This is a genomic window from Thiothrix caldifontis (assembly GCF_900107695.1).
Classification (GTDB): domain Bacteria; phylum Pseudomonadota; class Gammaproteobacteria; order Thiotrichales; family Thiotrichaceae; genus Thiothrix; species Thiothrix caldifontis.
The window spans coordinates 1-23949 of record NZ_FNQP01000031.1 but is presented as its reverse complement, the minus strand read 5'-3'; the positions used below and the strand labels follow the sequence as shown (position 1 = coordinate 23949).

Below are 23949 nucleotides of genomic sequence, written 5' to 3'. Positions count from 1 at the left end.
CACCAATGGCATTCAAGTTATCATAAAAAACATGTATGATATACACAGCTCAATGAATCAACGATGAACGGTATGATTGATTATTAAACAACTCTAGACCAACCGCCATTGATCAGTCCTTCTATCGGCTGAAAATGAATTTTATAACGCATCTTTTGTGATTCAGCGATCCAATAACCGGGATATACAAACGGCAAACCGCGTTGACGTGCCCATTCAATTTGCCATAACACGGCGAACGTACCTAAACCTCGCACTTCACCTTCTTGCGGGTCAAAAAAGGTATACACGGAAGACAAGCCATTTTTCAACTCATCAACCGCCGCGACGGCTAATAAGCGCTCTTGCCCCCAAAACTCGACTAACAGCGTATTGCACCAACGTGCCAACAAAAACCCCGCAAAGGTATCACTGCTGTCCGTATCCATACCCCCGCCACTATGACGCTGCTCAATGTAACGCCGATATAATGCCTCGTATTCTCGCTTAAAACCGCCACGATTCATCACGACCTGTAAATCTTGGTTACGCTTCAGATTACGACGCTGAGAACGGCTGGGTTTGAAATCATTCACCGGAATACGTGTAGAAACACAGGCACTGCAATGCCGACAATGGGGCCGATAAACATCACCACCACTACGCCGGAAACCACTATCCAATAAACGTCCGTACAATTCAGTGGTCATTTTATAGCAGGGGTCAACCAGCAGATTCATGGCCTGACGTTCCGGTAGATAAGGGCAAGGGTGTACAGCAGTGATATACAGATTCAGACTGGCTTCTGCTGACATCCTATTCATGCCTTAGCAACTCCCGTTGGAACAAGCCGCTTTACGCAAGCCTTCGACATTTTCTAGCTGGATGCTACCGCGTTGTTCATTCAGAAAGCCCTGCCGTTTCCAGTCAGACAGAAAGCGGCTGACGGTTTCAATCGTCAATCCCAATAGCTCCCCGATTTCTGCACGCGACAGTGACAATGCCACCCAACCACCCTTGCTGTTTTCACACCAACGAATCAAGAAGGAAGCCAAGCGTTCGGCTGCTTTTTTCGCACCTAACTCCAACATCATGTCTTCAGCTTCACGTAGGTGCTGAATCCAACGTTTCATCATGGTGTTTTCAATTTCAGGATTTTGTTTTTTTAATTCGGCTAAATCCATTAAGGGCAAGCGGCAAACTTCGATCTCATTGAGAGGGATAGCTGTGTGATTATAAGCCTCCCCAGCAAAACCGTCGAAACCAAATAAATCACCGGTACGCAAAACACGCACAATCTGAGTACGCCCATTGGGTAGTGTTTTAATCAGTTTTACCAAGCCTTTACGCAACGTAAAAGCATTCAGGGAGTTATCACCCTGATGATAAATCGTTTCATCGGCAGCATAGGTGACAACAGACGGTTGAAACGCCTGTATTTCAATCAACCGATTCATTGGCAACTGAGCAAAAATACTCAAATGCCGAATCTGGCACGATTGGCAGTGTCCCCTGCCTTTGATGTTTGACATACCCTCTCCTTAATTATACCGCTTAAGCAACGGTATCTTACCAATATACTCTAAGTGTATGGAGAGGGTATGGCAAGAAGCCAGCGTTACTGAGTGAGATTTTTCACAACAACGAATGCCCCACGCAAGTCGCCTTCTTGGTAACCGGTCGCTTTATCGTTAGGGTACAATTCAGTCAGCTTGGCACTGACCGCTGGGCTAAGTTCAGTACCATGGCATTTTAAACACACGGCGGCGGTTGGAATCGCTTTCATGAAACGGAATTCGTTATCCACCACTTCCGCGTAAGCAAGCGTTGCCGGGTCTTCACCCGCTGCTTTTTTGGTTTCAAAGTCGTTCAATACGGCGGTTTGCCATTCATTTGCCTGCCCCATCACTGGGTTACGGTTTTTCAGGCTGACGCGGCTAACTTCCATGCCTTTTTCAGCAGAAACCGCTTTAGCAATTTCAGGTGCTTTGGTGTGGCAAATACCCATTGCGTCAACCGGGCCACCCGCTTTCATAGCAGCTTCGAGTTCGCCCTTGAGTGTGCCACCGAGTGCTTGCACGGCTGCTTTGGCTTCTTCTGCCAATGCTGCTTTATCAACCGCAGGTGCTGCTGCTTCAGCAGTAGGAGCTGCTTGTTGGGCTTGTACTGCGGCTTTTGGTGCTTCTGCTGGCGCAGCCGCTTGCTCAACTTTTTCTCCACAGGCTGTCAATAAAGCCGCCAAACTTACCATGACTACATACTTATTCATCTCGATACCTCAAATACGCTAAACATTATCTAAAACAGGGGCGGAAATTGCCTAAAACCAACCACTACCGCATTGATACAAATCAAAAATTATCCACTAACGTGGCTTCATCCTTGATGAACAGAATTTTATCGACTTTGCCCGCCTTCACTTTCACCAGCGTGACATGATCTTTTTGGCGTGGCATGAATTCCGCCTCTTTCGCATCGTAAGCCAGCAGGATCGAATAAGGGCGTTCACGCATATTGGGCAGCGCAAACATTTTGGTAATCATGCTCGGCATTCCGCTAATATCTGCCAGAAAATACGCCTTTTTCGTGGTCAGGAAATCTTTATCCTGCTTCATCAAGTAAGTATTCAGCAGCTCGGAAGGCGGTTTTTCAATCGCAAACAGCAGGGTTTGCACATCCGCCGCCACCGTGATGGCTTTATCGTGCTGATCTTTCAGGCTGATAGCAGGCAAGGCATCGCCGACTTTCAGTTCAGCCGCGAATGCCGTTGCATTTAAGCCAAAGCACAATAGTGTAAGGAACAACAGTTTTTTCAACATAAAAACCTCTCAGGTTTGGGGTTAGTGGTCATGGTGTTTGTTGTCATGCCCGCCATCCAGACTCCACTGGTATTGCAGCATGAATTGGTCAAAGGTTTTATTGACGGCTTCGCTGCGCCCGTCGCCGTTGGTGTCTTCGCCAACATCGAAGTTGTTATGTGCAGTTTCTAGTCGTAATTGATGCTGCTTGGCAGGCTGCCAAGTGACTGCAACTGTATTGCGCTTCATGTCGTTGAAATAGCTGGTCTGGGTTGGAAACGGCGGCGCACTGGGGCGACGCGCTTCATGTGTACCACCGACTCTTTCATGACGCAAACCAACCTGCCATTTTGGGGCTATTTGGTAGCTACCTTGCACCGAATAACCATCAACGTGCAAATCGCGTGGTTGCCCGACCAAGTTAGGTTTATCTTCGTGGAAATTCAGTGTCAAATCCTTGTTCTGGTAAAGGTATTCCGCTGCCACTTTGAAATTGCCTACATCTCCACTTTTTCCTGTATCGTGCGCATACGCTGCATTAGCACTCCACATCGACGCTTCACCATTTAAACCGTGGTCGGCTTCGTTGATGCCGGGGTGGTATTGGTGCAATTCCTGATGCTGGCGCGATTTGAGGTAAGACACGCCGCCGCTGATGGCGTGTTTTTCGCTCAATTCTTTTTCAGCTTTGAGGTAAACATGGCTGACTTGCGGGAAATCGGGGTGTTCGGGGTAGCTAATATTGGCGGTTTTACCCTTGCTGGTTTGATACCCCGTGACACTTTCCTCTTGCGCGGCAATGCCACGATTGCCACCATCCAACAGTTCCACACCGGTTTTCAGGTGCGTTCCGGCGATTTCCGGCTGCCATTCCAGTTGCACGCCTTTCTCAATCAAACCGCCGTCCAGCAGCATTTGCACCGGCAAGTTTTGCTGCACGAATTCGGACTCGTGCGGGTGAATATTGTTCGCACCGAATGCGCTCAACAGCTTGCCCGCTTTGACGCTGGTATTGGCAGGCAAGCGGTAACGCGCCCACGCTTCTTCCAGTTCTGCCTCGCCATCTTCCGGCAAAATCACACCCTTGATACGCCCGTCGAGCTTGTCGCTGGCTTGCCAATCCAGCCCTGCTTCAATACTGCGAATGTGTGCGCCCTGCTCCAGGCCGCCATGTGAATGGCCTTCATGCCCACCCGCGCCGTCACTGTGAACATTGTAAACACCCAGTGCTTCTCCGGCATAACTTCCGGCATCACCGCCTTCCGAATCGCCGTAAATCACGGAATCGACATACAACAGCGGTTCAACTTCCACCGCCAGCACATGACCAGACACCAACAACACACCGAGTGCGATATTTCCCTTCATTTTCCCATTCTCAATTTGCAACAAGGTTGCAACTTATAGCACAAGAAAACCAAACTGCCGATTGAAATTCCGCAATCCATATCAGAGTTGGCGCGGTTTCAATACTTTGTGTTCAAACACAAAACTGCCAAAGGGGATGAAAGCGGCAAACAAGCCCACCCCTAATTGTTGCAGGTTCAGGTGTTTGCCTGCAAAAAAAGCCATTAAGGTGACAACATAGACAATAAATGCCGCACCATGGATCGACCCCATCAAGGTCACAGCTTCGGGGTAACCAAACAAACGCTTGGCGGGAACAGCCAAAAACAGCAGCAATAATAAGGTGCTGCCTTCGATGATGGCAATTTTACTCAGCATGAGAATTCTCGTTAGCCTTAATGAAGCAGCAAGGATGTCGGTTTTCCGAGTGTTTTACTTTGATATTTATAAAAAAGCTTAAAATTTAACCTAAAAATACCGTGGACTTTGCGATTTTACAAAACAATCTAAATTAGAAATTAATAATATAGTTATATATTAACTTTTAGATGGAGAACATCGCTATGTTCAACTTACGTCACAAATTAGGGGATACCTATTCCCCCTTGTATTTTTTATCCGCATTGGGGGCAGGTGGTGCAGTTGTCACCTTTTTTATGTACCTGATGTTTATGACCCCGCACAAAGCGACTCCTATTCCCACTTGGGAATCGCTGCAAGCCGTTTTACAGGGCGACAACCTGATGCTGCAAACCCTGACGGTGATTGCTTTGTTGGGAATTATCCTGTTTTCCTTGTTGCACCTGCGTTTGCTGGTGTGGAATGTGCGTGAATACCGCCATTTCCGCCAAACGGCAACTTACCAAACCGTGATTCAAACCAATGCAGAAGTGCAATTGATGGCAATTCCGCTGACGTTTGCCATGACGATTAACGTTGGGTTTATTCTGGGTGGCTTGTTCGTGCCGGGATTGTGGGCAATGGTGGAATACCTGTTCCCGCTGGCTATGCTCGCTTTTGCCATCACGGGTTGGTATGCCGTGCGCATTTTCATCGACTTTATGAGCCGTGTTTTGGTCACGGGGCACTTTGATTGCAGCCGTAACAATAACCTGAGCCAGATGTTGGCCATCTTTGCGTTTGGCATGGTCGGGGTCGGTTTTTCCGCCGCCGCTGCCATGAGCAAAGTCCCGCTGACCTCTGGCATTGGCTTTGTGCTGTCCTTGATGTTTATCAGCGCCGCCGGAATACTCGCTGCCACCAAGCTGGTGCTGGGTTTCCGCTCCATGCTGGAACACGGTATTGACCGTGAAGCATCGGTGTCATTGTGGATCATTATCCCGATCATTTCCGTGACGGGTATTGCGCTATACCGTTTGTCGATGGCAATGCACCATAACTTTGGCCTGCATGTTGAACCGATTGAAAGCCTTGGGCTGCTCACCGTGCTGGCCAGCGTACAAATCCTGTTCGCGGTACTCGGCTATGCAGTGATGAGAAAACTCGGTTATTTTGATGCTTATGTTTATGGCAAGGAAAAAAGTGCCGGTTCATTCGCGCTGATTTGCCCCGGTGTCGCGGGTTATGTGATGGGCTTTTTCTTTATCCACGTCGGATTGGTCGGTACGGGCTTGCTGGAAAAAAACTCACTGGCATACTTTTTCCTGCTTGTACCACTGGTAGTGCTGCAAATCCAAACGTTGTGGGCCATGTTCCACCTTAACAACAAATTATTAACCTGAACCCTCGCAGACGTTGGCATCCCCGCTCAAAAGGATGCCAACAGTATGCATGGGGTTCTCTTTTGAAAAACCGCAATGATTTAGTCGGCTTTTCCGTGTTATACATTGCAACAATGTTGCATTTATATCAAAGGAGGGCAACTGTTGTGATAACCGAAACTGTTGTGGACTTGTCGCGCTGGCAGTTTGCCATTACGGCACTTTACCATTTCCTGTTTGTCCCGCTCACGCTGGGCATGACCTTTATCCTCGCCATTATGGAGTCCGTCTACGTCATGACGGGCAAGCAAGTCTACCAAGACATGGTGAGATTCTGGGGCAAGCTGTTCGGCATCAACTTTGCCCTCGGTGTCACCACTGGCTTGACGATGGAATTCCAGTTCGGCACCAATTGGGCGTATTACTCGCACTACGTCGGCGACGTGTTCGGCGCACCGCTGGCGATTGAAGGTTTGATGGCCTTTTTCCTCGAATCCACTTTTGTCGGGCTGTTCTTTTTTGGCTGGGAGCGCCTGAGCAAGCAGGCACACCTGCTGGTGACGTGGCTGATGGCGATTGGCACCAACCTGTCGGCGCTGTGGATACTGATTGCGAATGGCTGGATGCAAAACCCGGTCGGCTCCGAATTCAGCTACGAAACCATGCGCATGGAAATGGTCGATTTCGCCGCCGTGCTGTTCAACCCGGTGGCACAGGTCAAGTTCGTGCATACCGTGTCGGCTGGCTATGTCTGCGGGGCAATGTTCGTGATGGGCATCAGTGCCTGGTATATCCTGAAAAAGCGTGACCTGGCATTTGCCCAGCGTTCGTTTGCCATCGCCGCTGCCTTTGGCTTCGCTGCCATCCTGTCAACCATCGTGCTGGGGGATGAAAGCGGCTATGAGGCTGGGGATGTGCAGAAAATGAAGCTGGCAGCGATTGAGGCAGAATGGGAAACCCACCCAGCTCCAGCCGGTTTTAATCTGATCGCCTTCCCAGATCAGGAAACAGGCACCAACGGTCTTGAGGTAAAAATTCCGTGGGCATTGGGCTTGATTGCTACCCGCTCGCTTACGGAGGAAGTCAAGGGCATCAATGACCTGGTGGAAGCCAATACCCAACGCATCCGCAACGGTATGCAGGCTTACGGCATACTCCTCAAGTTGCGCCAAAAAACCGCTACGGAAGCTGAAAAAGCCCAGTTCGACACCCTGAAAGCCGACTTGGGTTACGGGCTATTGTTGAAACGCTACACCCCCAATGTGAGCGACGCTACTGAAGAGCAAATCAAACTCGCTGCGAAAGGTACCGTACCTTGGGTCGCGCCGCTGTTCTGGACATTCCGCATCATGGTGGCGAGTGGCTTCTTCATGCTGATGGTGTTTGGGTTGGCATTCTACTACAGCGCCCAAAAGACTGCATGGCACAAGCCGTGGCTGCTGCGGCTGGCGTTTTACTCCATCCCGCTGCCTTGGATAGCCATTGAAACTGGCTGGTTTGTAGCAGAAATAGGCCGTCAGCCGTGGGCGATTGGTGAGGTGTTACCGACGTTCTTGGGAACATCGACCCTGACAGAATGGGATTTGATCGGATCCATCACCGGGTTTGTACTCTTCTACACCCTCTTATTGGTAGCGGAAATGTACCTGATGGTCAAGTTCGCCAGGATTGGCCCAGCCAGCCTGCATACTGGGCGTTATCACGGGGAACACGCGGATGGCGGTCATGCTGGTGCTGTGTTTGCCGACAAACTGAATGACCACGTATAAGGAGTAGGCAGATGATTTTTGATTACGAAACTTTCAAGGTGATTTGGTGGGTGCTGGTGGGCGTGCTGTTCATCGGCTTTGCTTTGACCGATGGCTTCGACATGGGCGTGGGCGCATTGCTGCGCTATGTCGGCAGGAACGATGTGGAACGCCGGGTAGCCATCAATGCCATTGCCCCGCACTGGGATGGCAATCAGGTGTGGCTGATCCTAGCGGCAGGCGCAATCTTTGCGGCGTGGCCGATCACCTTCGGGGCGGCGTTCTCGATGATGTACTGGGGACTGGTGCTGACGCTGTTCTCGCTGTTCTTCCGCCCGGTGGGGTTTGATTACCGCTCCAAGATTGCTGATCCACGCTGGCGCAATACGTGGGATTGGGGCTTGGTGGCTTCCGGTGTCATCCCGCCACTGGTAATCGGGGTGGCGTTTGGTAACTTGTTCTTGGGTGTGCCGTTCCAGTTTGACGAGTTCCTGCGGGTTGATGGCACTGCACGCTTGTTTGGCCTGTTCCACCCGTTTGCAGTGTTGGCAGGCTTGGTCAGCTTGTTGATGTTCACCATGCAGGGCGCGACTTACCTGATGATGCGTACCGATGCGGAGGTGTATGCGCGTTCACGCAAGGCAGCGCAATTCACCGCGCTGGGGGTGTTTGTCACCTTTGCACTGGCAGGTGTCTGGTTGTGGGCTGGCATTGATGGTTACGCGATTACCCAAGAACCACCGCACGATTCCCTGCCGAATCCGGTAGCAAAAACCGTTGTGCCCATGGCTGGCGCGTGGTTGGCAAATTACGTAGCATTCCCGCCCGCGATGCTGCTTCCGGCACTGGGTTTGCTGGGGGCTTTGGGCGCATTCCTGCTGGCAAGGGCAAACCGTGCGGTGCTGGCATTTGTGTGCAGTTCGCTGGCGGTGGCGGGCGTGATCCTGACTGCCGGGGTATCGCTGTTCCCGTTCGTGATGCCCTCCAGCACCAACCCCAACCATAGCCTGACGCTGTGGGATTCGTCCTCCAGCCATTTGACGCTGGCGGTGATGTTCTGGGCGGCGATCATCTTTGTACCCATCATCCTGTTTTACACTTTCTGGTGCTACAAGCAGTTGTGGGGAAAAATCACGGTTAAATTCATTCGTGATAACGATCACGCGGTTTATTAAGGAGATTTTTATGTGGTATTTCGCATGGATTTTAGGGGTGCTGCTCGCGTGTGCGTTCGGCATTATCAATGTGATGTGGTTAGAGTTTCATGGGGAGATGGAAAACGCTGACCAATAGCCAGCAAATACAATAACAAACCTTCTCTAGCGGTTTGCCGGGGTGGTTGTGCTCCCAAAGGCCACCCCGGTTTCTTTCCGCCAGCTTTGACAATAAGCAATGCGTTTTCTGCCCGCCTCCCTCAGGATTTCGCCTATCCATTCCAAAATAATGATTAATTCAGGAGAAACCCAATGTTAAAACCGATCAGCTACTTATTACTGTCCGCCGCCCTTGTTGGTGTGGCTGTCGCCGATGATGCCGCCAAACCAGCCCCTGCACAGGCTATGCCTGCTGCTACCGCAGCCTCGCCAATGGATGCTGAAAAAGCGTTAGCGGAGGCTTCCATGAACGGCACAAGTGAAGCCGATCTGATGAAACAGTTTGATGAAATGGCTGCGATGCGCCGCGCTTTAGCCGAACAAAAAACCAAATGCCGCGACCACATGCAGACCATTTTGACCCCAGAACAGTGGACGCAAGTCGTTACCCTGCAAAAAGCTGCCCTTTAACCAAAAGCGCGTAGCGTCACTATTCATCGATGCCTACCACCTGACGCAAACCGGCAGCATCCAACATCTGGATGTTGCCGCGAGACTCACCGATAAAGCCTTGACGCTTCCAATCCGCAAAAAAGCGGCTGACGGTTTCAATGGTCACGCCCAGCAACTCACCGATTTCAGCACGATTCAGCGGCAACGCCACCCACGTATTCGGCGCGTTCCCCGCACACCAGCGCAATAAAAACGAAGCCAAGCGTTCAGCGGCTTTTTTCGCCCCCAATTCCACCAACATACTTTCAGCACGGTGCAAACGTTCCAGCCAACGTTTGGTCATTTCGGTTTCGACCTTGGGATGCGTGTGCTTAAGTTTAAGCAAATCTGCCAGCGGTAAGCGGCACACTTCCACCGTATTCAACGCAGTCGCCGAGTGCTTATACTCCACCCCCGACAGCCCGCCGAAACCAAAAAAATCACCATCGCGCAGCAATTGCACAATATGCGAACGCCCGTCCGCCAAGCTATTGACAATCTTGACAAAACCCTGTCGCAGGGTGAACGCATAATGCGCTTCCATACCTTGATGGTAGATAATTTCACCCGGCTCATAACGAATAATCGCCGGTTGAAATGCCTGAATTTGCTCCACTTCCGCCGCATTCAGCGTGGAAAAAATCGTAATGGGTCGAATACTACAGGTCGAGCAATGACCTTTGGCTTGGAGTTGTGGCACACGCATTACCCTTGGAAAATTTTATTAGTGATTCATAATATACCCATGTTGTAATCATGGTGCAAAATTAAGGGCAATCAGCCAACTGCACTATACTGTGATTAAGAGTGGGCGGTTCAGCCACTTTCAACTAGCGAGGGCAACAATATGAAACGCTTATTAGCCAGTGCTTTACTATTCACCGCAACGTCGAGTGTGCAAGCCACGGTTTCCGAATACACCGAATTTTTCATCCCTTACGAACGGGCGCAAAGCGGCTATGTGTGTTTAGACAAGCAGCTTATGGAAGCCGAATTCGGCATCCCCCTCGCCAGCTTAATGGAAGGCATTTTTTCCGAAACCAAAACCTTGCACCAAGTCTTGGGCGGAACCAGCACGTACCAAAACATCAACCTCTTGGTGAATGGCACCACCACCATTCCCTACACCTACAACTTCGACCGTTACACCAGCAGTGGGGTATACGAATATTCCTTCACCTTGGATATGGCGGGTTTTAATGCCTTAAATGGCGCAACCGTTGCCGGGCGGCAAAAAACCAAAAATACCGCAAAATTGGCGTTGATTGCGATGCTCAAAACCGCCGAAGCAATACACGGGGCAGGCAATTTTCGCGTGTGGGTTAAGTTCACCAACTTGCCCTTGCAAACCGGTTTAAGCGGCAGTCTGGTGCATGGCGGTGGTGTGGACTGGCCGACATGGCCTTACACCGCCTCCAGCAGCGTTTACAACACCTACAAAGCAGAAATGCTTGCATCAGGGTGCTAAGCAAAAAAATCCCCGACCGAAGCCGGGGAGACGTGCTAGGAGGAGGAAGCACTAACGAAACTTATAATCCTTGGTAATACGCCGCCAACTGCCGAATTTCCTCATCGGTCAGCTTAGCGGCGAATTGTGCCATCGCCTTGTTGACATCATTATCACGCTCGCCATTTTTATACAGCGTCATGGTGCGAATAAACGCTTTTTCCGACTGCCCCGCCAATGCCGGAGCCGCTTCCTTGCCACCTTGCCCCTTCACCCCGTGGCACGACGCACACGGGGTAATCAGACGGGTCGGATCGCCCTTACGCACCAGCCGTTCCGCATCCGCAGGCACTGGGACTTTCACCCTAGCTTCATGGGCAGGCAAACTCGCGTAATACGCCGCCACATCCGCCATATCCTGCTGGCTCATCGGCTCAACCGCCACCGTCATCAGCTTGCTGCGCTCATCTTCACTACGTAAACCCGACTGATAATCCAGCAACATTTTGTAGGTGTAATCGGTTTTTTGTCCGGCAACGTTTGGCCAATTGCTGGTCGGAGCAACGCCATTTTCACCGTGGCATGACGCACACATCAGTTGCGTGTTCAATTCCTTACCACGGGAAATATCACCCGTCGGCATATCCGCCAACGCTACGCGCAAGGTAGCAGGCTTCCATTTAACCGCATCCGCTACTTCATGCGCGGCATCATTTGCCCACACCCAGCCGGATAGCAACAGGGCAGCACCCACGCCAATGAAGGAAAGTTGTAAAGTTTTCATGCAAAACAGTCCTCCGTGAAGGATTTCAGCCAAGCCTGCTGATACACCGCGCCCATGCGGATTTGCGCCGGAGTCGCATCCAGCTTCAAATAGCGGCTGAACTTGCCCACGCGCTTAATCTTGTTTTCGGCTTCTGCCAGCTCGAACACGTCAGCGACGAACAACCCGTAATCCGAACCCGCCAGCGCGTAGCAAGTGTTTTCCCAGCTAGGCGTAGGAATTTCACGCCCTGCCAACGCTTCGACAATGGCACGCGCCACGCTTTTCGCCTGCGTATTCGCCGAAAAGCCGGATTTCGGCATCGCATCGGCATGACACGCATCACCAATCACATGCACATGCGGGTGCAGGCTGGATTCAAAGGTTTTGCGGTTATTCGGACACCAACCTTTTTCGTCGGTCAGCCCCATCGCGGTAGCAATCTTGCCCGCCCGCATCGGCGGCACGATATTGATCACATCCGCCTTGATGTCGCCGCCCTCGGTTTTTAAGGTCATTTTTTCAACGTCCAACGACACGGGTGTGCCGCCATCCGCTTTCGGAATCCAGCTCAGAATGCCGGGGTTGCTGTGCTGCTTGATCTCCACACTCGCAGGCATATCCTTGCGGAATTTTTGCGGGATATTGAAGCCGTACAAGCGGTTCCAGCCCAGCATCATGGTTTGGTCGGTGACGAATTCGTCTTTCGGGTCACCGATAATGACTTTGGCTGTCGGGTTGTGTTTTTGGCACCATTCCGCCACCAATGCCGGACGCTCGTAAGGCCCCGGCGGGCAACGGTAGGGCGCGGGCGGAGCCACCATCAGGAACGTACCGCCTTGCGGCATGGCTTTGAGCTGTTCGCCCAGCAACGCGGTTTGCTTACCCGGAATCCAGCCAGAAGTAATTTTGCTTTCCGCCACCTCGAAGGAATAGCCCGGAATCTTGTCGTACAGCAATTCAATCCCCGGTGACACCACCAGCTTGTCGTAGCTGACTTTACGCCCACCTTTCAAGCTGACATTGCGCTTGTCAGGATCAAAACCGGTCACTTCGTCAATGATCACATTCACGCCGTATTTGGACTTGAGCGCGTCGTAAGTGACGTGCAAATCGTCCATGCCAATATGCCCCGTCAGCACTTCGGTTGAACCGTAAGGGCGGATGTAGATCGGGTTCTTTTCGATCACCGTTACTTTTAGGTTGGCATCCATCAACCGCAGGTATTTAGCCGTGGTTGCCCCACCTACCCCGCCGCCGATAATGACCACATGCGGTTGCGCCCCCGCAAATGCGCTACGGATAGGGAATGCACCCGCCAGCGCGGTTGCGCCGAGCAGCCCCAAAAATTCACGTCGGCTCAGACTCATGGGGATACCTCCATAAAATAACGTGCCATGTCGCGGATTTGTTGTTCGCTCAAGCCGTTGGCAACCGTGCCCATCAGGGTCGATTGGCGTGCGCCATCGCGGAAATCCAGCATGGTTTTGACGAATTCCTGCTCCGGCATTCCTGCCAGCGGCATGAAGGCTTCGTTTTCCAGCGTGCCGTTCGTGCCGTGACATCCCGCACAGGTATGCGCGAGAATTTCGCCCGCTTTAGCAGCATGAGCAGGCGCAACCGGCTTGCTGTCCGTGTTACTGGTCGGTTGCAAATTCGCCATTTCTTCCTGAATCAATTCGCGGATCATCTCGCGCAATTCGTCTTTGGAAACGCTGTCGGCAGCAGGTGCTTTCGCTTCTACCGTTTTGGCTTCTACGGCTTTGGCGACTTTTTCAACCGCTTTTTTCTCGTCTGCCTGTACCGTGCCAATGCAGGACACCAGCAACAGCGGCAATAGGATTGTGTTCAGTTTCATCATTGCCCCCTTAGCGCAGCCACACCCACAACCCCAGCACAAAGAAGTGGATAATCCACAACGTGATGAGGAGGATGGAAAGATTACCCAAGCGCGTCACCGCAGGCGAAGGCGTATACACCCCTTCCGTTTGTCCCGCCTGCCAGGCCACAGTGAGGAAATAGCTCAACACCAAGCCACCAATAATCACAAACGTGCCGAAGAACAACAGCGTACTGTACCAGTCCATATTCACCGGATAATCAAGCGCGTTGTAGCCAAAATCACCAAACAGGATATTCCAGCGCAACACTTCCCGCGCAATCGCCACCACAATCACCGTGATGGCTGCCAGCCCAAACAGACCGTAACCAAACAACGGCGCATTCACCCGGCTACCAATGAGTTTTGGCATAACAGCGGTGAGGGAGATAAGCACCGCTGCCAGCCCAACCCAAGGTGAGAAACCAAAACCGGCCTGGCTGTCTGGCAGGGTTGCCATCCAGCCAATACCGAAGGCCAGTGCGACGATGCCACCGGCGAGACTCAAGACCGTTGCCAGCCCTTTCAACCATTGCAGATAACCGTTATCCACATCGGTACGGTGACTAATATAATGGCGGTAAGCAAACAACCAGCCACTGATCACCAGCACCGACAAGCTGATGAAAAACCCGAAACGCCACAGATTGTAATCGTGCAATTTTCGCCCTGACGCATCAATTTCACCGTTGGGCGCATACCACTGCATCCACTGATCCGGCGACAACATTTGATAGGTGAGGACGTGCATAATGAAACCGACCACCAGCATCAACGCCAGTGACAAGATCATCGAGCCGGGGCAAATGGTTTTCTGCGTTCCCAAATGATGGTTTTTCGCGTAGAAAAAATACATCAGCAAATACGCGACGGTCAGGATCACAATAAACCCAATCACCCACCACGCCGACAGCACGTTCGAGGTGTACCAAAACGGGTCATAAATCACCTGCACAAACAGCAAGGGCGCAACCCCCAACACCACCGCGACCGACACGGCAATTTTCGCCACGCCCAACATCGCCTGTGCCAACTGACGTTGATAAGCCGCTTTCGACAACGCGCCCCAAATCACCAAACCGGACGCGCCCAACATCACCTGCACCGCGAGGATGTGCAACGCAAACGTCAACACCCCCAAAATCAGGAAGGTCACAGGGTGCGAAGGCACACCCGCCACATCGCGCAAGGCGTATAACATTTCAGCATTCATGGTTTATTTCTCCCCTGCTTGTGCCAATGGCTTGCGGGTAGCGGCATAGTTTTCTGCCACGGTGTCATCTTTCAACGCGCCAATGTAGACCGCCAAGGCTTCGGCTTCGCTATCAGTCAGCGGAATTTTCGGCATGTACAAGGTATTGCCCGTTGCCAGTGCGCCCAGCAAATAATCCTTGATGTCACCCACATCGGTATTGCCCCCGAAATACTTCGCCAGCGGACGAATCCCGGTATCGGTCAAGGAATGGCAGTTGGAACATGCCGTCATTGCCAGCGCATGACCCACCGCCCGCGCATTATCCGGCGTGACGGTGCGCAGGTTTTCCGGCAAAAATACATGGCTTTGCAGAAACCCTTTTTCCTCCAGCAGCGGAATTTCCGATTTAATTCCTAACCCCGGCACATCCCGCGCAATAACCTGATTGGAATACACGTATTGCCCCGCCACGAAAGGCTTGCGGATGGACTCACGCGCCACTTCCTCAGGCCACAAGCCGAACACCAGAATCGCCACCGTCATCACGCCCGCAATCGCTGGCACAATCAAACGCGGCATCACCAAGGTAAACAGGAAATACGCCAAAATACCGCTCAACACCATCATCAGCGCAGGCTGGAAATAATCCGGCAAGCGGTTTTCCAACACGATATGCGCCTGTTCCGGCAGGGTATGCAAATACCACTGGAACAGCAGCGAACCCGCCAGCGTGGACACAATCCCCAACACTGCCAAACGGCGCAGCATGGCTTTCTTGAACGCCAATTCCTTAATGCCCGAAGCCACAATCCCGCCAACCACCGCCGTCATGGTGAACATAAACGCGGTACGCATCGCCAATTGCGCAAAGGTATTCGCGCCGTAGAAACCGTTGAGGTAGCCGCCTTCGGTGAACCACACCTCCTTGCCCGGCCACATCATGAACGACAAAATCCCGATAATAATCAGCATGGTGGTGTAAGACGCCAGCCCGAAAATGACCGCAATGCGCATGTGCGTTTTCTGGTCAACCTTGCCGACCAGATACACCACCAAATACACACCGACCACTTCGATGACGAAGAACACCCACTCGGTTGCCCACTTCCACACAAAGCTGTGGATCAATGCCGAAATCCCGCGCGGGCTGGCAACCGTGGTCGAAAACCAGATACCGGGGCCGGTGATCGAGCCAATCACATAAGAAAATACCAGCAAAAACATGCCGTACTTTTTGATGTAATCGAGCAATTCCGGCTTGTCTTGCCGATACGCCACTACCGCAAGGTAAGCGAACACCATTGCCGCGCCCACCGAGGTGTGGGATGCCAACACGTGGATGGTCGAAATAATCGCGACCACCCAACCGCTGCCCACCATTGGCTCTAACCAAGTGGGATATAAGCCGAGCATTTCCATAGAAATCTCCTTGTTATTTATCTAGCAACAACCCGTGGTCATTGCACCCTAAAGCAGGGCGTGGAGATTCCTCCTTTTCCGAGTAATCAGCTTTGACATTTTTAAAAGATCGAAAAAATCAATTAAAAAACCGTGAAATTTCACGTTTGTTGACAAATATCAATAGAAAAAATCATCGACTGAATGCAACTGGTTTGCAGTTTCGCAATGCAATCAGGCGCTTAACCCAGTAGTTTGCTCAGTCATCGCGGGTTTAATACCGGCATTTATTTTTAGGAGTCACTGTTGCATGACACACACAGACATTAATCAAGGCCGTCGCCGCCTGCTCGTTGCTGCTACGTCGGTCGTGGGCGCGGCGGGTGTGGCGGCGGTTGCCGTCCCGTTTCTCAATTCATGGTCGCCGAGTGCACGGGCGCTGGCAGCAGGTGCGCCGGTTGAAGTCAACATCAGCAATGTCGAGCCGGGGCAATTGATCCGGGTTATTTGGCGCGGCAAACCGGTGTGGGTGGTAAACCGCACCGAAGAAATGCTGGCAAACTTGCCCGCCAACGATGGCAGTTTGCGTGACCCCGCCTCTGCCGTGGTTGAGCAACAACCGACCTACGCACAAAACGCACACCGTTCCCGTGACCCGAAATATTTAGTGCTGGTGGGAATTTGTACTCATCTGGGTTGCTCGCCAACGTATCGCCCGGAAGTTGCACCGGAAGATTTAGGTGCAGACTGGAAGGGCGGCTGGTATTGCCCCTGCCACGGTTCACGCTTTGACTTGGCGGGGCGGGTGTACAAAAACGTACCCGCTGCCACTAATTTGGTCGTACCGCCGTATTACTTCAAGGATGACAATACCATCCTGATCGGCGAAGACGGTAATGTCGCTTAATGACGAGGAGTTTCCCTATGAAAGTTGGTTCTTTGAAAATTGGCGTCAGCAGCCAGAATTTCCGCACCGTTACCGGACATGCCGGTAAGGGGCGGCGTTTTATGGTGTACGAAACTTATGACGGCAGCGAAATACAGGAACTTGAGCGGCTGGACTTGCCCAAGGAAATGGCCTTGCACGAATGGAATGGCCAGGGTGAACACCCCTTGTTTGAACTGGACTACTTAATCACCGGCGGCTGTGGCGAAGGTTTCGTGCGTAAAATGGGCAGCCGGGGTGTGATGGTGCGGGCAACTGCGGAAACCGACCCGGTGACGGCGGTGAAAGCGTTGTTGTCGAATACACTGCCACCCGCAGCGCCGCATGAACACGATCATGAGCATCATGACGGGCATGACCACCACTAACCCAGGACTTGTTTACATGGATGTATTAACCCGCTCAGCAATCCTTGCTTGCTTAAGCTTCGCCAGCATTGCCCCCGCCCACGCCCTGGAATTGCGCTACGGCAGCGGCGACTTCGACATGGGCGCAGCAGCCAACCCCTTTGTCAGCATGGATACGTCGCTGGAAGTGGATACCTGGACGCTGGCGGAACCCCACCGTAATATCAACGGTTCGCCGCTGTATTACCAATTTCGCGCCGATTATTTCGACTCGGATACGGTGAACCAGATGACCGACCTTGCCAGCTTGCCGCTAACCAGCAACCTGCCTGTGATCGGTAGCAGCGTCACCGATTTGATTGCCGATAATACCAAGATTCCCGTCCCAGCCGATTACCGCATCCACGGCGTGAACCTTGACGTGGGCGTGGGTTACGATGTGCTGAAAACTGCGCGGGGGCATGTGGGGGTCGGAGTGAATACCGGTGTCAGCACGCCATTCATGAAAGTGCGCAATGCCCTGCCCGCTGCCAACCTCGCTTTGGAAATGCTGGATACCTTTGATACCGAAATCACCGCTTACAAAGCGGGTGTCGCGGTGCAAGGCAGCTATCAGGCAACCCCCTGGCTGGAAGTCGCAGGCAATGCCTCCCTCAACCACCAAACCGGCGAAATGGATAACGGTTGGGTCGGCTCCGGCATTGACATGGACGGTACGTACCGCACGCTGGAAGTCGAAGCCAAAATCAAACCCGCCAAATTGCTGAACCAACCGCAACTGAAAAATGCCTTCGTCAGCATTGGGCATAGCCGCAGTGACTGGGATTACGACAGTGCGGCGATCAATACGCCTATCGGCAGCGCCAGTGTTCCGGGTATGTTTGATGCGGATTTTGCGCATGACAGTACGTGGATCGGGGCTGGCTACGATTTTTGACGCTGGCATTGTTCTAATGCAGAACACCTATTGATCATAAAATTGAGAAACACTTCTCTGTATTACTGTTTTTTTACAGTAATTGAACCTTTTAGCTTTTTCATTCAACTTTAACCATATACATTCTGCAATCGGATCAGAACGCTTGGGTAGGTTGATGACAGAAGACGGGAAATCAGACAAGAAAAAAGCAGGTACTTACCATCATGGTAACTTACGCACGGCGTTAATACTTGAAACCGAGCAGATGTTAACCGCTAACGAACTCGACAATATTACCCTGCATGAACTGGGCAAACGGCTGGGTGTAGCTCGCTCGGCTCCTTATCGACATTTTGCTAGCAAAAATGAGTTGCTGTGCGAAGTAGCCACCCGTGCCTTCACCCGCCTAACTGAGCAGGATCGTGCCATCCGGCTGGAAACCACATTGAACCCGATTGAACGGGTACGCAAACTAGCGCACCACTATTACCACTTTGCCATCAACAACCCCGATTATTACCGCCTCATGTACCGTGAAAATCTGGTAGGTGACAACGCCAGTGCCGAACTGACCGCCGCACGTGAAGAAAACTTTGCTGAATTCGTATGGTTACTGGAAGAATGTCAGCAAGCTGGACTGATCGAAACCGCTGATCTGGAAACCCAGGCATTGTTTTGCTGGGCTCCATTCCATGGGATTTGTAGCCTCATCATCGACCAACACCTACCGGAAGAGATGTTTACCAGCACACTGGACTGGCATATTGATGCTGTCCTACGGGGCTTAGGTTTTAAGCATCAATAATATTCCCTCGCCGTTTATTACAAAAAAATGATATACCGCATAAACATTGGCAATGGTCAAGAATATCGCTTAACCTTTATGTGATCATTGATAACATTGTTTTTAGCAAGGTATTTGCGAGACCGTGACAAAGCAATCTTGATCACAATATTGAAAGAAAAGCGAGGGAGTATTTATGAAAACGTACACATGGGGCTTGGTTTCCATCCCCCTAATGCTGGCAGTGCAAACAGCATTGGCAGGAAACCTAATAACCGACGGTGGATTTGAAAGCGGGGCGCTGTCATGGGCAAGCACCAAATCCATCCTCACCCTTGACCCAGTAGCTGCTTATGCCGGTCAAGCCGGGATGAAAGTCGATTCCGCCTATAGCGGGTGTACTACCGGGGCACTGTACACCTTGAACACCGCCAACCTGCAAAATGGCACACTCTACGAATTTGGGGCGCGGGTACGCTTGAGCAGTGGCGTGGGCAGTTCCGCCAACCTTTCCTTCGGTTTGATCAAGAACGGGGCTACCCCGATTACTTTGGATGGCGAACAATCCAGCTACGATGCCAAGGTTTATCCCGACAAATGGACGCGGGTTTATGGGGTGTGGCAAGCCAGTTTTGCCCCCACTGATACACTCAAAGTCTGTATTAGCGGCACTGCTGCCAATAAACCGTTCCAAGTGGATGAGGCGTTTGTGAAACCGCTGACCACAGACGAGGTTGGCTACCAACCGCCTGCAACATTGGATGCCTCAACGTTAATCTATGCGGACGGCAACCGCTTGGTGATGGGGTCGCAGAAAACCCCGTTCCTGATGAAAGGGGTTAACGTTTACCTGTACGATCTGGGCAATGACGTTGACCCACCGCCGCCCCTTGATGATTTCAAATACAAGAACGTGGATGAAGCGTCTTACCAGGAAATCCGTGACCTCGGTTTCAACAGTGTGCGCCTGATGCTGTCTTACAACCTGTTTGAGAGCAGCACCGCACCCGGTGTCTACAAGAATGAAGGCTGGGCATTGGTTGACCGGCATATCCAGTGGGCCAAACAAAACGGCTTGCGCCTGATACTGGACATGCACGTCCCACCCGGTGGCTACCAAAGCAACGACTTCAAAGGGTTTGGCAACCGTGCTGACCTGAAAAAACGCCTGGAAGATTTGTGGGTGGCCATTGCCCAGCGTTACCGCAATGAAACCACCATCGCCGCTTATGACCTAATCAACGAACCGCACATCAACAACTGGTTTATCTACGCCCAAACCCTGATTGACAAAATCCGTGCTGTTGACCCTAATCACCTGATTGACGTGGAAGTGTCTTTCCACCCCAGTGACAAGGGTATGTACAAACTGGCGGACGACAATATCCTCTACGATGTCCACTGGTATGAACCGTGGAGTTGGGCAGGTTCGCATACCAACAACACGCCTTACACCGGCACACTGGAACAGTTCAAGCAGCTACTGCGCAATGGGGAAGGCTTGAGTGAATTCTACGATGCCGCCACTGACAGCTTTACCGTGCCCTTCAACATTGGTGAATACGGGGTCACATTCGAGAAATACGAACTGGCAGGTGTCAACGGGGTAACGTGGCTGCAACACGCCAATGCCGCGTTTGACCATTTCGGTATCAGCCGCCAGTTGTTCCACTATAACGAAAATAACTTTGGCATCTACCGTAGCTGGAACAGCTACCCCAATGAACATACCAAAACCACGGTGGCTCTCAAGGCTGCATTGCCCGCCATTAATGGGGCTGAACCCCCGCCGCCGCCGCCACCTCCGGCGTTGGACATCACCACCACCAGTCTGCCCAGCGGGATGGAAGGGACAGCCTATTCCGCACAAGTGAGTGCCAGCGGTGGTACATCGCCCTATACTTGGTCATTGGCAGCAGGCAGTTTGCCCGCAGGGTTAACTTTGGGCAGTGATGGAAAAATCACGGGAACACCCACCACAGCAGGGACATTCAGTTTCACATTGGCAGTCACTGACCAGAAGGCCGCTACCGATACACAAGCCATCAGCATGACCGTGACTGCACAACCGGTTGTTTTGCCGCCGGACATCACCACCACTTCATTGACTGCCGGGACAGTAGGGAAAACCTACAGCGCAACCCTGAATGTCAGCAAAGGGACAGCCCCGTATAGCTGGTCAGTCGACAGCGGCAACTTGCCTGCTGGATTATCCTTGAGTACGGCAGGTGTCCTCAATGGTACACCCACCACGGCGGGGACATCCAGTTTCAGCGTCAAGGTAACAGATGGTAAAAACTTGTCTGATACCCAGACCCTGAGCCTTGCCATTAATGCCGCCCCACCTGCCACAGGCAATGCAGATATGGCATTGACCAAGTTTACGGCAACCTCTACTAAGCCGAAAACAGGTGCGGCAGTTGGGTTTAACTTTGTGCTGAAAAACAACGGCAAGGACGTGGCGAAAAACGCACGGTTTGTCTTGCCCATGCCTGTCAATACCGCCTGGGTATCCGGTGCTGCGGAATGTGTGCCTTCTGCTGCGGAAGTCGTGTGCAGTTTTGGTGATTTGGCAAAAGGCGTTTCCCGTGACCGTTACATTTACCTGAGACCTGCTGTAGCTGGTGCGTTAAATTTGACAGGCACTGCTGCTTCCGACCTTGCCGATAATGTCAGCACCAATAACACCAAAACCATTAGCCTGACTGTTAAGTAATATTAAGTTAAGGTTGCCGTTGAAGAACATGGGGGAGCTTGAATGCTCCCCCTTTTTAACTTTAAATAGGGTGACAGCTTCTATCAGGTTGAAAAATGTTGATCATTACGGGGATTATTGCTGGGGTAGTTGCCCTGTTCATGTTCGGTATCCACTGGGGCTTTCGCGCCCCCCGCCAAATCGAGCAAGTTACACCGCAAAATTTAGGCTTTGCTTTTGAACAAATATGGATTCCCAGCGTTGCCAACAAACGTTTATTCGGCTGGTTTTTGCCCGCTGGCAATGCCACGCAAACGCTGGTCATCCTGCACGGTTGGGGCAGCAATGCCGAGCTGATGTTGCCCATCGCCGCACCGTTCCGGCAAGCGGGTCTGAATGTGTTGCTCTTCGATGCCCGCAATCATGGTCAAAGTGACGCCCACAGCTTTTCCTCCCTACCCCGTTTTGCCGAAGATTTGGAGAGTGCGCTGGCGTGGCTGCACGCCAATCATCCGGCGGCTTGCGAGAAACTGGTGGTACTGGGGCATTCGGTCGGCGCGGGTGCAGTGTTGCTGGCAGCGTCGCGGCGTACTGATATTGCCACTGTGATCAGCGTATCGGCGTTTGCGCACCCTGAATGGGTGATGCGCCGTTACCTGCAAACGGTACACTTACCCAACATTTTGATTCGCATCATCAATCGTTATGTGCAATGGGTAATCGGGCATCGCTTTGCGGCAATTGCGCCCCTGAATAGCGTATGCCAGATTGATTGCCCCATTCTGTTGGTGCACGGGGTAGACGATCAGGTTGTGCCACTCACCGATGCACATGCCATCGTCAGCCATTGCCCGCAAGCACGTTTAACCCTGCTGGAAATTCCCGACGCGGGTCACGCCTCCGTCGATAAAATCGAGGAACACGCGCCCGCATTGCTGGCTTTTTTACGGGAAGCGGGTTTCAGGCTATCGTAGCGGCTGTTTTATTTTTTGGAGACCCGCTGATGTTACAAGCCAAACAACCTGCCCCCGCGTTCAGTTCCCCCAATCAGCACGGCACAACCGTGTCACTGGCTGATTTCGCAGGCAAGCAACACATCGTGCTGTACTTTTACCCCAAAGACGATACCCCCGGTTGCACCATTGAAGCGAACGAATTCACCGCACTGGCAGCCGAATTTGCCGCACATAATGCCGTGGTGATCGGGGTCAGCAAAGATGATTGCAGCAGCCATCAAGCCTTCATCGACAAATTCGGGCTAAAAGTGGAACTGTTGGCGGATACGTCCGGCGAAGTCTGCGCGGCTTATGGCGTGTGGCAGGAGAAGGAAAAGAACGGTGTGAAGAAAATGGGTATTGTGCGTTCCACCTTCGTCATCGACAAAGATGGAACGCTAGTAACAGCCCAGTATCAAGTCACCCCTAACGGTCACGCCCAAGCCATGCTGGATGTGGTCAAACAACTTTAAATTCAGTTCATCAGACCGGAATTACCCCGTCAGCAAGACTGATTCGCACCAGTTTGCCAATTGACGTAAACTCGACCACATAGGCATAAGCGTTAGCTTCATCCAGATATAGAATCCCAATGCATATTTATAAATAAAATCTATTGAAATAATAATTTTATTTATATAAAAAATTATATATAAATCAAATATTTAAAATTTAAATAAAATTATTTCATTAATAATACAAAATACTTGTGAATTACTCTTGACCTAAACTCTATATATTCAGTAAATTTATCACGCTTACTTACTGACCAATACCCCAAGATATAATTATCCATCGGCATTCAAATGAAGTTTATTGATAGGAATTTGCTAATTAAGTTTATTTATTTAATTCTGATGAGCATAGCCCCAAGTCTAACATGGGGTGCATGGAATCATTCTGACTCTTTAACTCAGGATTCTAGGTGGGAATCTGACGATATACATATTCTAGACACCAATATCATTATTCCTGCGAATGTAAAATTAACCATCAGTGCGGGTACCGAAATTCGTGTCGTAGATGGCGCGGGGATCACAGTTCAGGCAGGCGGTCACTTGGTGATGCAGGGTACCGAGGTTTCCCCTGTGGTGCTGAGCAGCGCCGATACCGACGCTCTGCCCGGCGATTGGGCTGGCATCAAGGCCGAAGCCGGGGCGACCGTCAGCCTTGAGCATGTGCA

The 23949-nt window shown here is 51.6% G+C and carries 26 protein-coding genes; 14 read left to right on the top strand and 12 right to left on the bottom strand.

Translation table 11 applies throughout. The features are described 5' to 3' along the window. Positions 1 to 83: 83 nt before the first annotated feature. The 6 genes from BLV87_RS16825 to BLV87_RS16800 form a co-directional block, all read right to left on the bottom strand. A complete protein-coding gene (locus BLV87_RS16825; protein ID WP_093070558.1) occupies positions 84 to 803 on the bottom strand; it encodes an arginyltransferase in 720 nt (239 codons plus the stop codon). 3 nt (positions 804 to 806) lie between these two features. Continuing rightward, positions 807 to 1511, bottom strand: a complete 705-nt coding sequence (locus BLV87_RS16820; protein ID WP_093070556.1) for a Crp/Fnr family transcriptional regulator — start codon at positions 1509 to 1511, stop codon at positions 807 to 809. A gap of 86 nt (positions 1512 to 1597) precedes the next feature. Continuing rightward, positions 1598 to 2248: a Tll0287-like domain-containing protein gene (locus BLV87_RS16815; protein WP_093070555.1), complete on the bottom strand. Its 651-nt coding sequence runs from the start codon at positions 2246 to 2248 to the stop codon at positions 1598 to 1600. 82 nt (positions 2249 to 2330) lie between these two features. Further along, complete coding sequence (locus BLV87_RS16810) at positions 2331 to 2798, bottom strand: hypothetical protein (protein WP_093070553.1); 468 nt, start codon at positions 2796 to 2798, stop codon at positions 2331 to 2333. A gap of 21 nt (positions 2799 to 2819) precedes the next feature. Continuing rightward, entirely contained in the window at positions 2820 to 4145 is a 1326-nt protein-coding gene (locus BLV87_RS16805; protein ID WP_093070551.1) for a hypothetical protein, read from the bottom strand. Positions 4146 to 4226: 81 nt separating this feature from the next. Then, positions 4227 to 4502 carry a DUF3817 domain-containing protein gene (locus BLV87_RS16800; RefSeq protein ID WP_093070550.1) on the bottom strand — a complete coding sequence of 92 codons (276 nt, stop codon included), beginning with the start codon at positions 4500 to 4502 and terminating at the stop codon, positions 4227 to 4229. Between the two features lie 185 nt (positions 4503 to 4687). On the opposite strand from BLV87_RS16800, the gene BLV87_RS16795 reads away from it, so the two are divergent. From BLV87_RS16795 to BLV87_RS16775, 5 genes are all read left to right on the top strand, one after another. Continuing rightward, on the top strand, positions 4688 to 5866 hold the full coding sequence (locus BLV87_RS16795) for a TsoY family (seleno)protein (RefSeq protein WP_093070548.1): 1179 nt from the start codon (positions 4688 to 4690) through the stop codon (positions 5864 to 5866). 146 nt (positions 5867 to 6012) lie between these two features. After that, positions 6013 to 7614: a cytochrome ubiquinol oxidase subunit I gene (locus BLV87_RS16790; protein WP_093070546.1), complete on the top strand. Its 1602-nt coding sequence runs from the start codon at positions 6013 to 6015 to the stop codon at positions 7612 to 7614. 11 nt (positions 7615 to 7625) lie between these two features. After that, positions 7626 to 8768, top strand: coding sequence for a cytochrome d ubiquinol oxidase subunit II (cydB, locus tag BLV87_RS16785; RefSeq protein ID WP_093070545.1), 1143 nt, complete (start codon positions 7626 to 7628; stop codon positions 8766 to 8768). Between the two features lie 10 nt (positions 8769 to 8778). Beyond that, on the top strand, positions 8779 to 8886 hold the full coding sequence (gene cydX, locus BLV87_RS16780; RefSeq protein WP_093070543.1) for a cytochrome bd-I oxidase subunit CydX: 108 nt from the start codon (positions 8779 to 8781) through the stop codon (positions 8884 to 8886). 173 nt (positions 8887 to 9059) lie between these two features. Then, positions 9060 to 9377, top strand: a complete 318-nt coding sequence (locus BLV87_RS16775; protein ID WP_093070541.1) for a hypothetical protein — start codon at positions 9060 to 9062, stop codon at positions 9375 to 9377. 19 nt (positions 9378 to 9396) lie between these two features. Here BLV87_RS16775 and BLV87_RS16770 read toward each other — a convergent pair whose 3' ends face one another. Then, complete coding sequence (locus BLV87_RS16770; protein ID WP_245707063.1) at positions 9397 to 10104, bottom strand: Crp/Fnr family transcriptional regulator; 708 nt, start codon at positions 10102 to 10104, stop codon at positions 9397 to 9399. A gap of 141 nt (positions 10105 to 10245) precedes the next feature. On the opposite strand from BLV87_RS16770, the gene BLV87_RS16765 reads away from it, so the two are divergent. Next, complete coding sequence (locus tag BLV87_RS16765; protein WP_093070540.1) at positions 10246 to 10866, top strand: hypothetical protein; 621 nt, start codon at positions 10246 to 10248, stop codon at positions 10864 to 10866. A gap of 61 nt (positions 10867 to 10927) precedes the next feature. Here BLV87_RS16765 and BLV87_RS16760 read toward each other — a convergent pair whose 3' ends face one another. The 5 genes from BLV87_RS16760 to BLV87_RS16740 are packed head-to-tail and all read right to left on the bottom strand — an operon-like array spanning position 10928 to position 16101. After that, entirely contained in the window at positions 10928 to 11629 is a 702-nt protein-coding gene (locus BLV87_RS16760; RefSeq protein ID WP_093070538.1) for a c-type cytochrome, read from the bottom strand. Then, positions 11626 to 12978: an NAD(P)/FAD-dependent oxidoreductase gene (locus BLV87_RS16755; RefSeq protein ID WP_217630022.1), complete on the bottom strand. Its 1353-nt coding sequence runs from the start codon at positions 12976 to 12978 to the stop codon at positions 11626 to 11628. Before BLV87_RS16755 ends, BLV87_RS16760 begins: the two co-directional genes overlap by 4 nt. Beyond that, on the bottom strand, positions 12975 to 13466 hold the full coding sequence (locus BLV87_RS16750) for a c-type cytochrome (protein ID WP_093070536.1): 492 nt from the start codon (positions 13464 to 13466) through the stop codon (positions 12975 to 12977). The genes BLV87_RS16755 and BLV87_RS16750 overlap by 4 nt, the downstream gene beginning before the upstream one ends. 10 nt (positions 13467 to 13476) lie before the next feature. After that, entirely contained in the window at positions 13477 to 14700 is a 1224-nt protein-coding gene (locus tag BLV87_RS16745; protein WP_093070535.1) for a hypothetical protein, read from the bottom strand. 3 nt (positions 14701 to 14703) lie between these two features. Further along, positions 14704 to 16101 (bottom strand): c-type cytochrome, encoded by a 1398-nt coding sequence (locus BLV87_RS16740; RefSeq protein WP_093070533.1) that lies wholly within the window; start codon positions 16099 to 16101, stop codon positions 14704 to 14706. A 289-nt stretch (positions 16102 to 16390) separates the two neighbouring features. Here BLV87_RS16740 and petA point away from each other — a divergent pair, with 289 nt between their 5' ends. From petA to BLV87_RS16700, 8 genes are all read left to right on the top strand, one after another. Beyond that, positions 16391 to 16987, top strand: a complete 597-nt coding sequence (petA, locus tag BLV87_RS16735; RefSeq protein WP_093070532.1) for a ubiquinol-cytochrome c reductase iron-sulfur subunit — start codon at positions 16391 to 16393, stop codon at positions 16985 to 16987. Between the two features lie 17 nt (positions 16988 to 17004). Then, a complete protein-coding gene (locus BLV87_RS16730) occupies positions 17005 to 17394 on the top strand; it encodes a NifB/NifX family molybdenum-iron cluster-binding protein (RefSeq protein ID WP_217630021.1) in 390 nt (129 codons plus the stop codon). After that, entirely contained in the window at positions 17351 to 18310 is a 960-nt protein-coding gene (locus BLV87_RS16725; RefSeq protein WP_175518016.1) for a hypothetical protein, read from the top strand. The genes BLV87_RS16730 and BLV87_RS16725 overlap by 44 nt, the downstream gene beginning before the upstream one ends. Before the next feature lie 157 nt (positions 18311 to 18467). Next, complete coding sequence (locus tag BLV87_RS16720; protein ID WP_093070528.1) at positions 18468 to 19097, top strand: TetR/AcrR family transcriptional regulator; 630 nt, start codon at positions 18468 to 18470, stop codon at positions 19095 to 19097. A gap of 175 nt (positions 19098 to 19272) precedes the next feature. Further along, positions 19273 to 21792, top strand: a complete 2520-nt coding sequence (locus tag BLV87_RS16715; RefSeq protein WP_093070527.1) for a cellulase family glycosylhydrolase — start codon at positions 19273 to 19275, stop codon at positions 21790 to 21792. 95 nt (positions 21793 to 21887) lie between these two features. Further along, on the top strand, positions 21888 to 22745 hold the full coding sequence (locus BLV87_RS16710; RefSeq protein WP_093070525.1) for an alpha/beta hydrolase: 858 nt from the start codon (positions 21888 to 21890) through the stop codon (positions 22743 to 22745). 29 nt (positions 22746 to 22774) lie between these two features. After that, positions 22775 to 23239 carry a peroxiredoxin gene (locus BLV87_RS16705; RefSeq protein WP_093070523.1) on the top strand — a complete coding sequence of 155 codons (465 nt, stop codon included), beginning with the start codon at positions 22775 to 22777 and terminating at the stop codon, positions 23237 to 23239. A 333-nt stretch (positions 23240 to 23572) separates the two neighbouring features. Beyond that, positions 23573 to 23949, top strand: a 377-nt coding sequence (locus BLV87_RS16700; RefSeq protein WP_175518014.1) for a hypothetical protein, incomplete at its 3' end; no start/stop codon positions are given.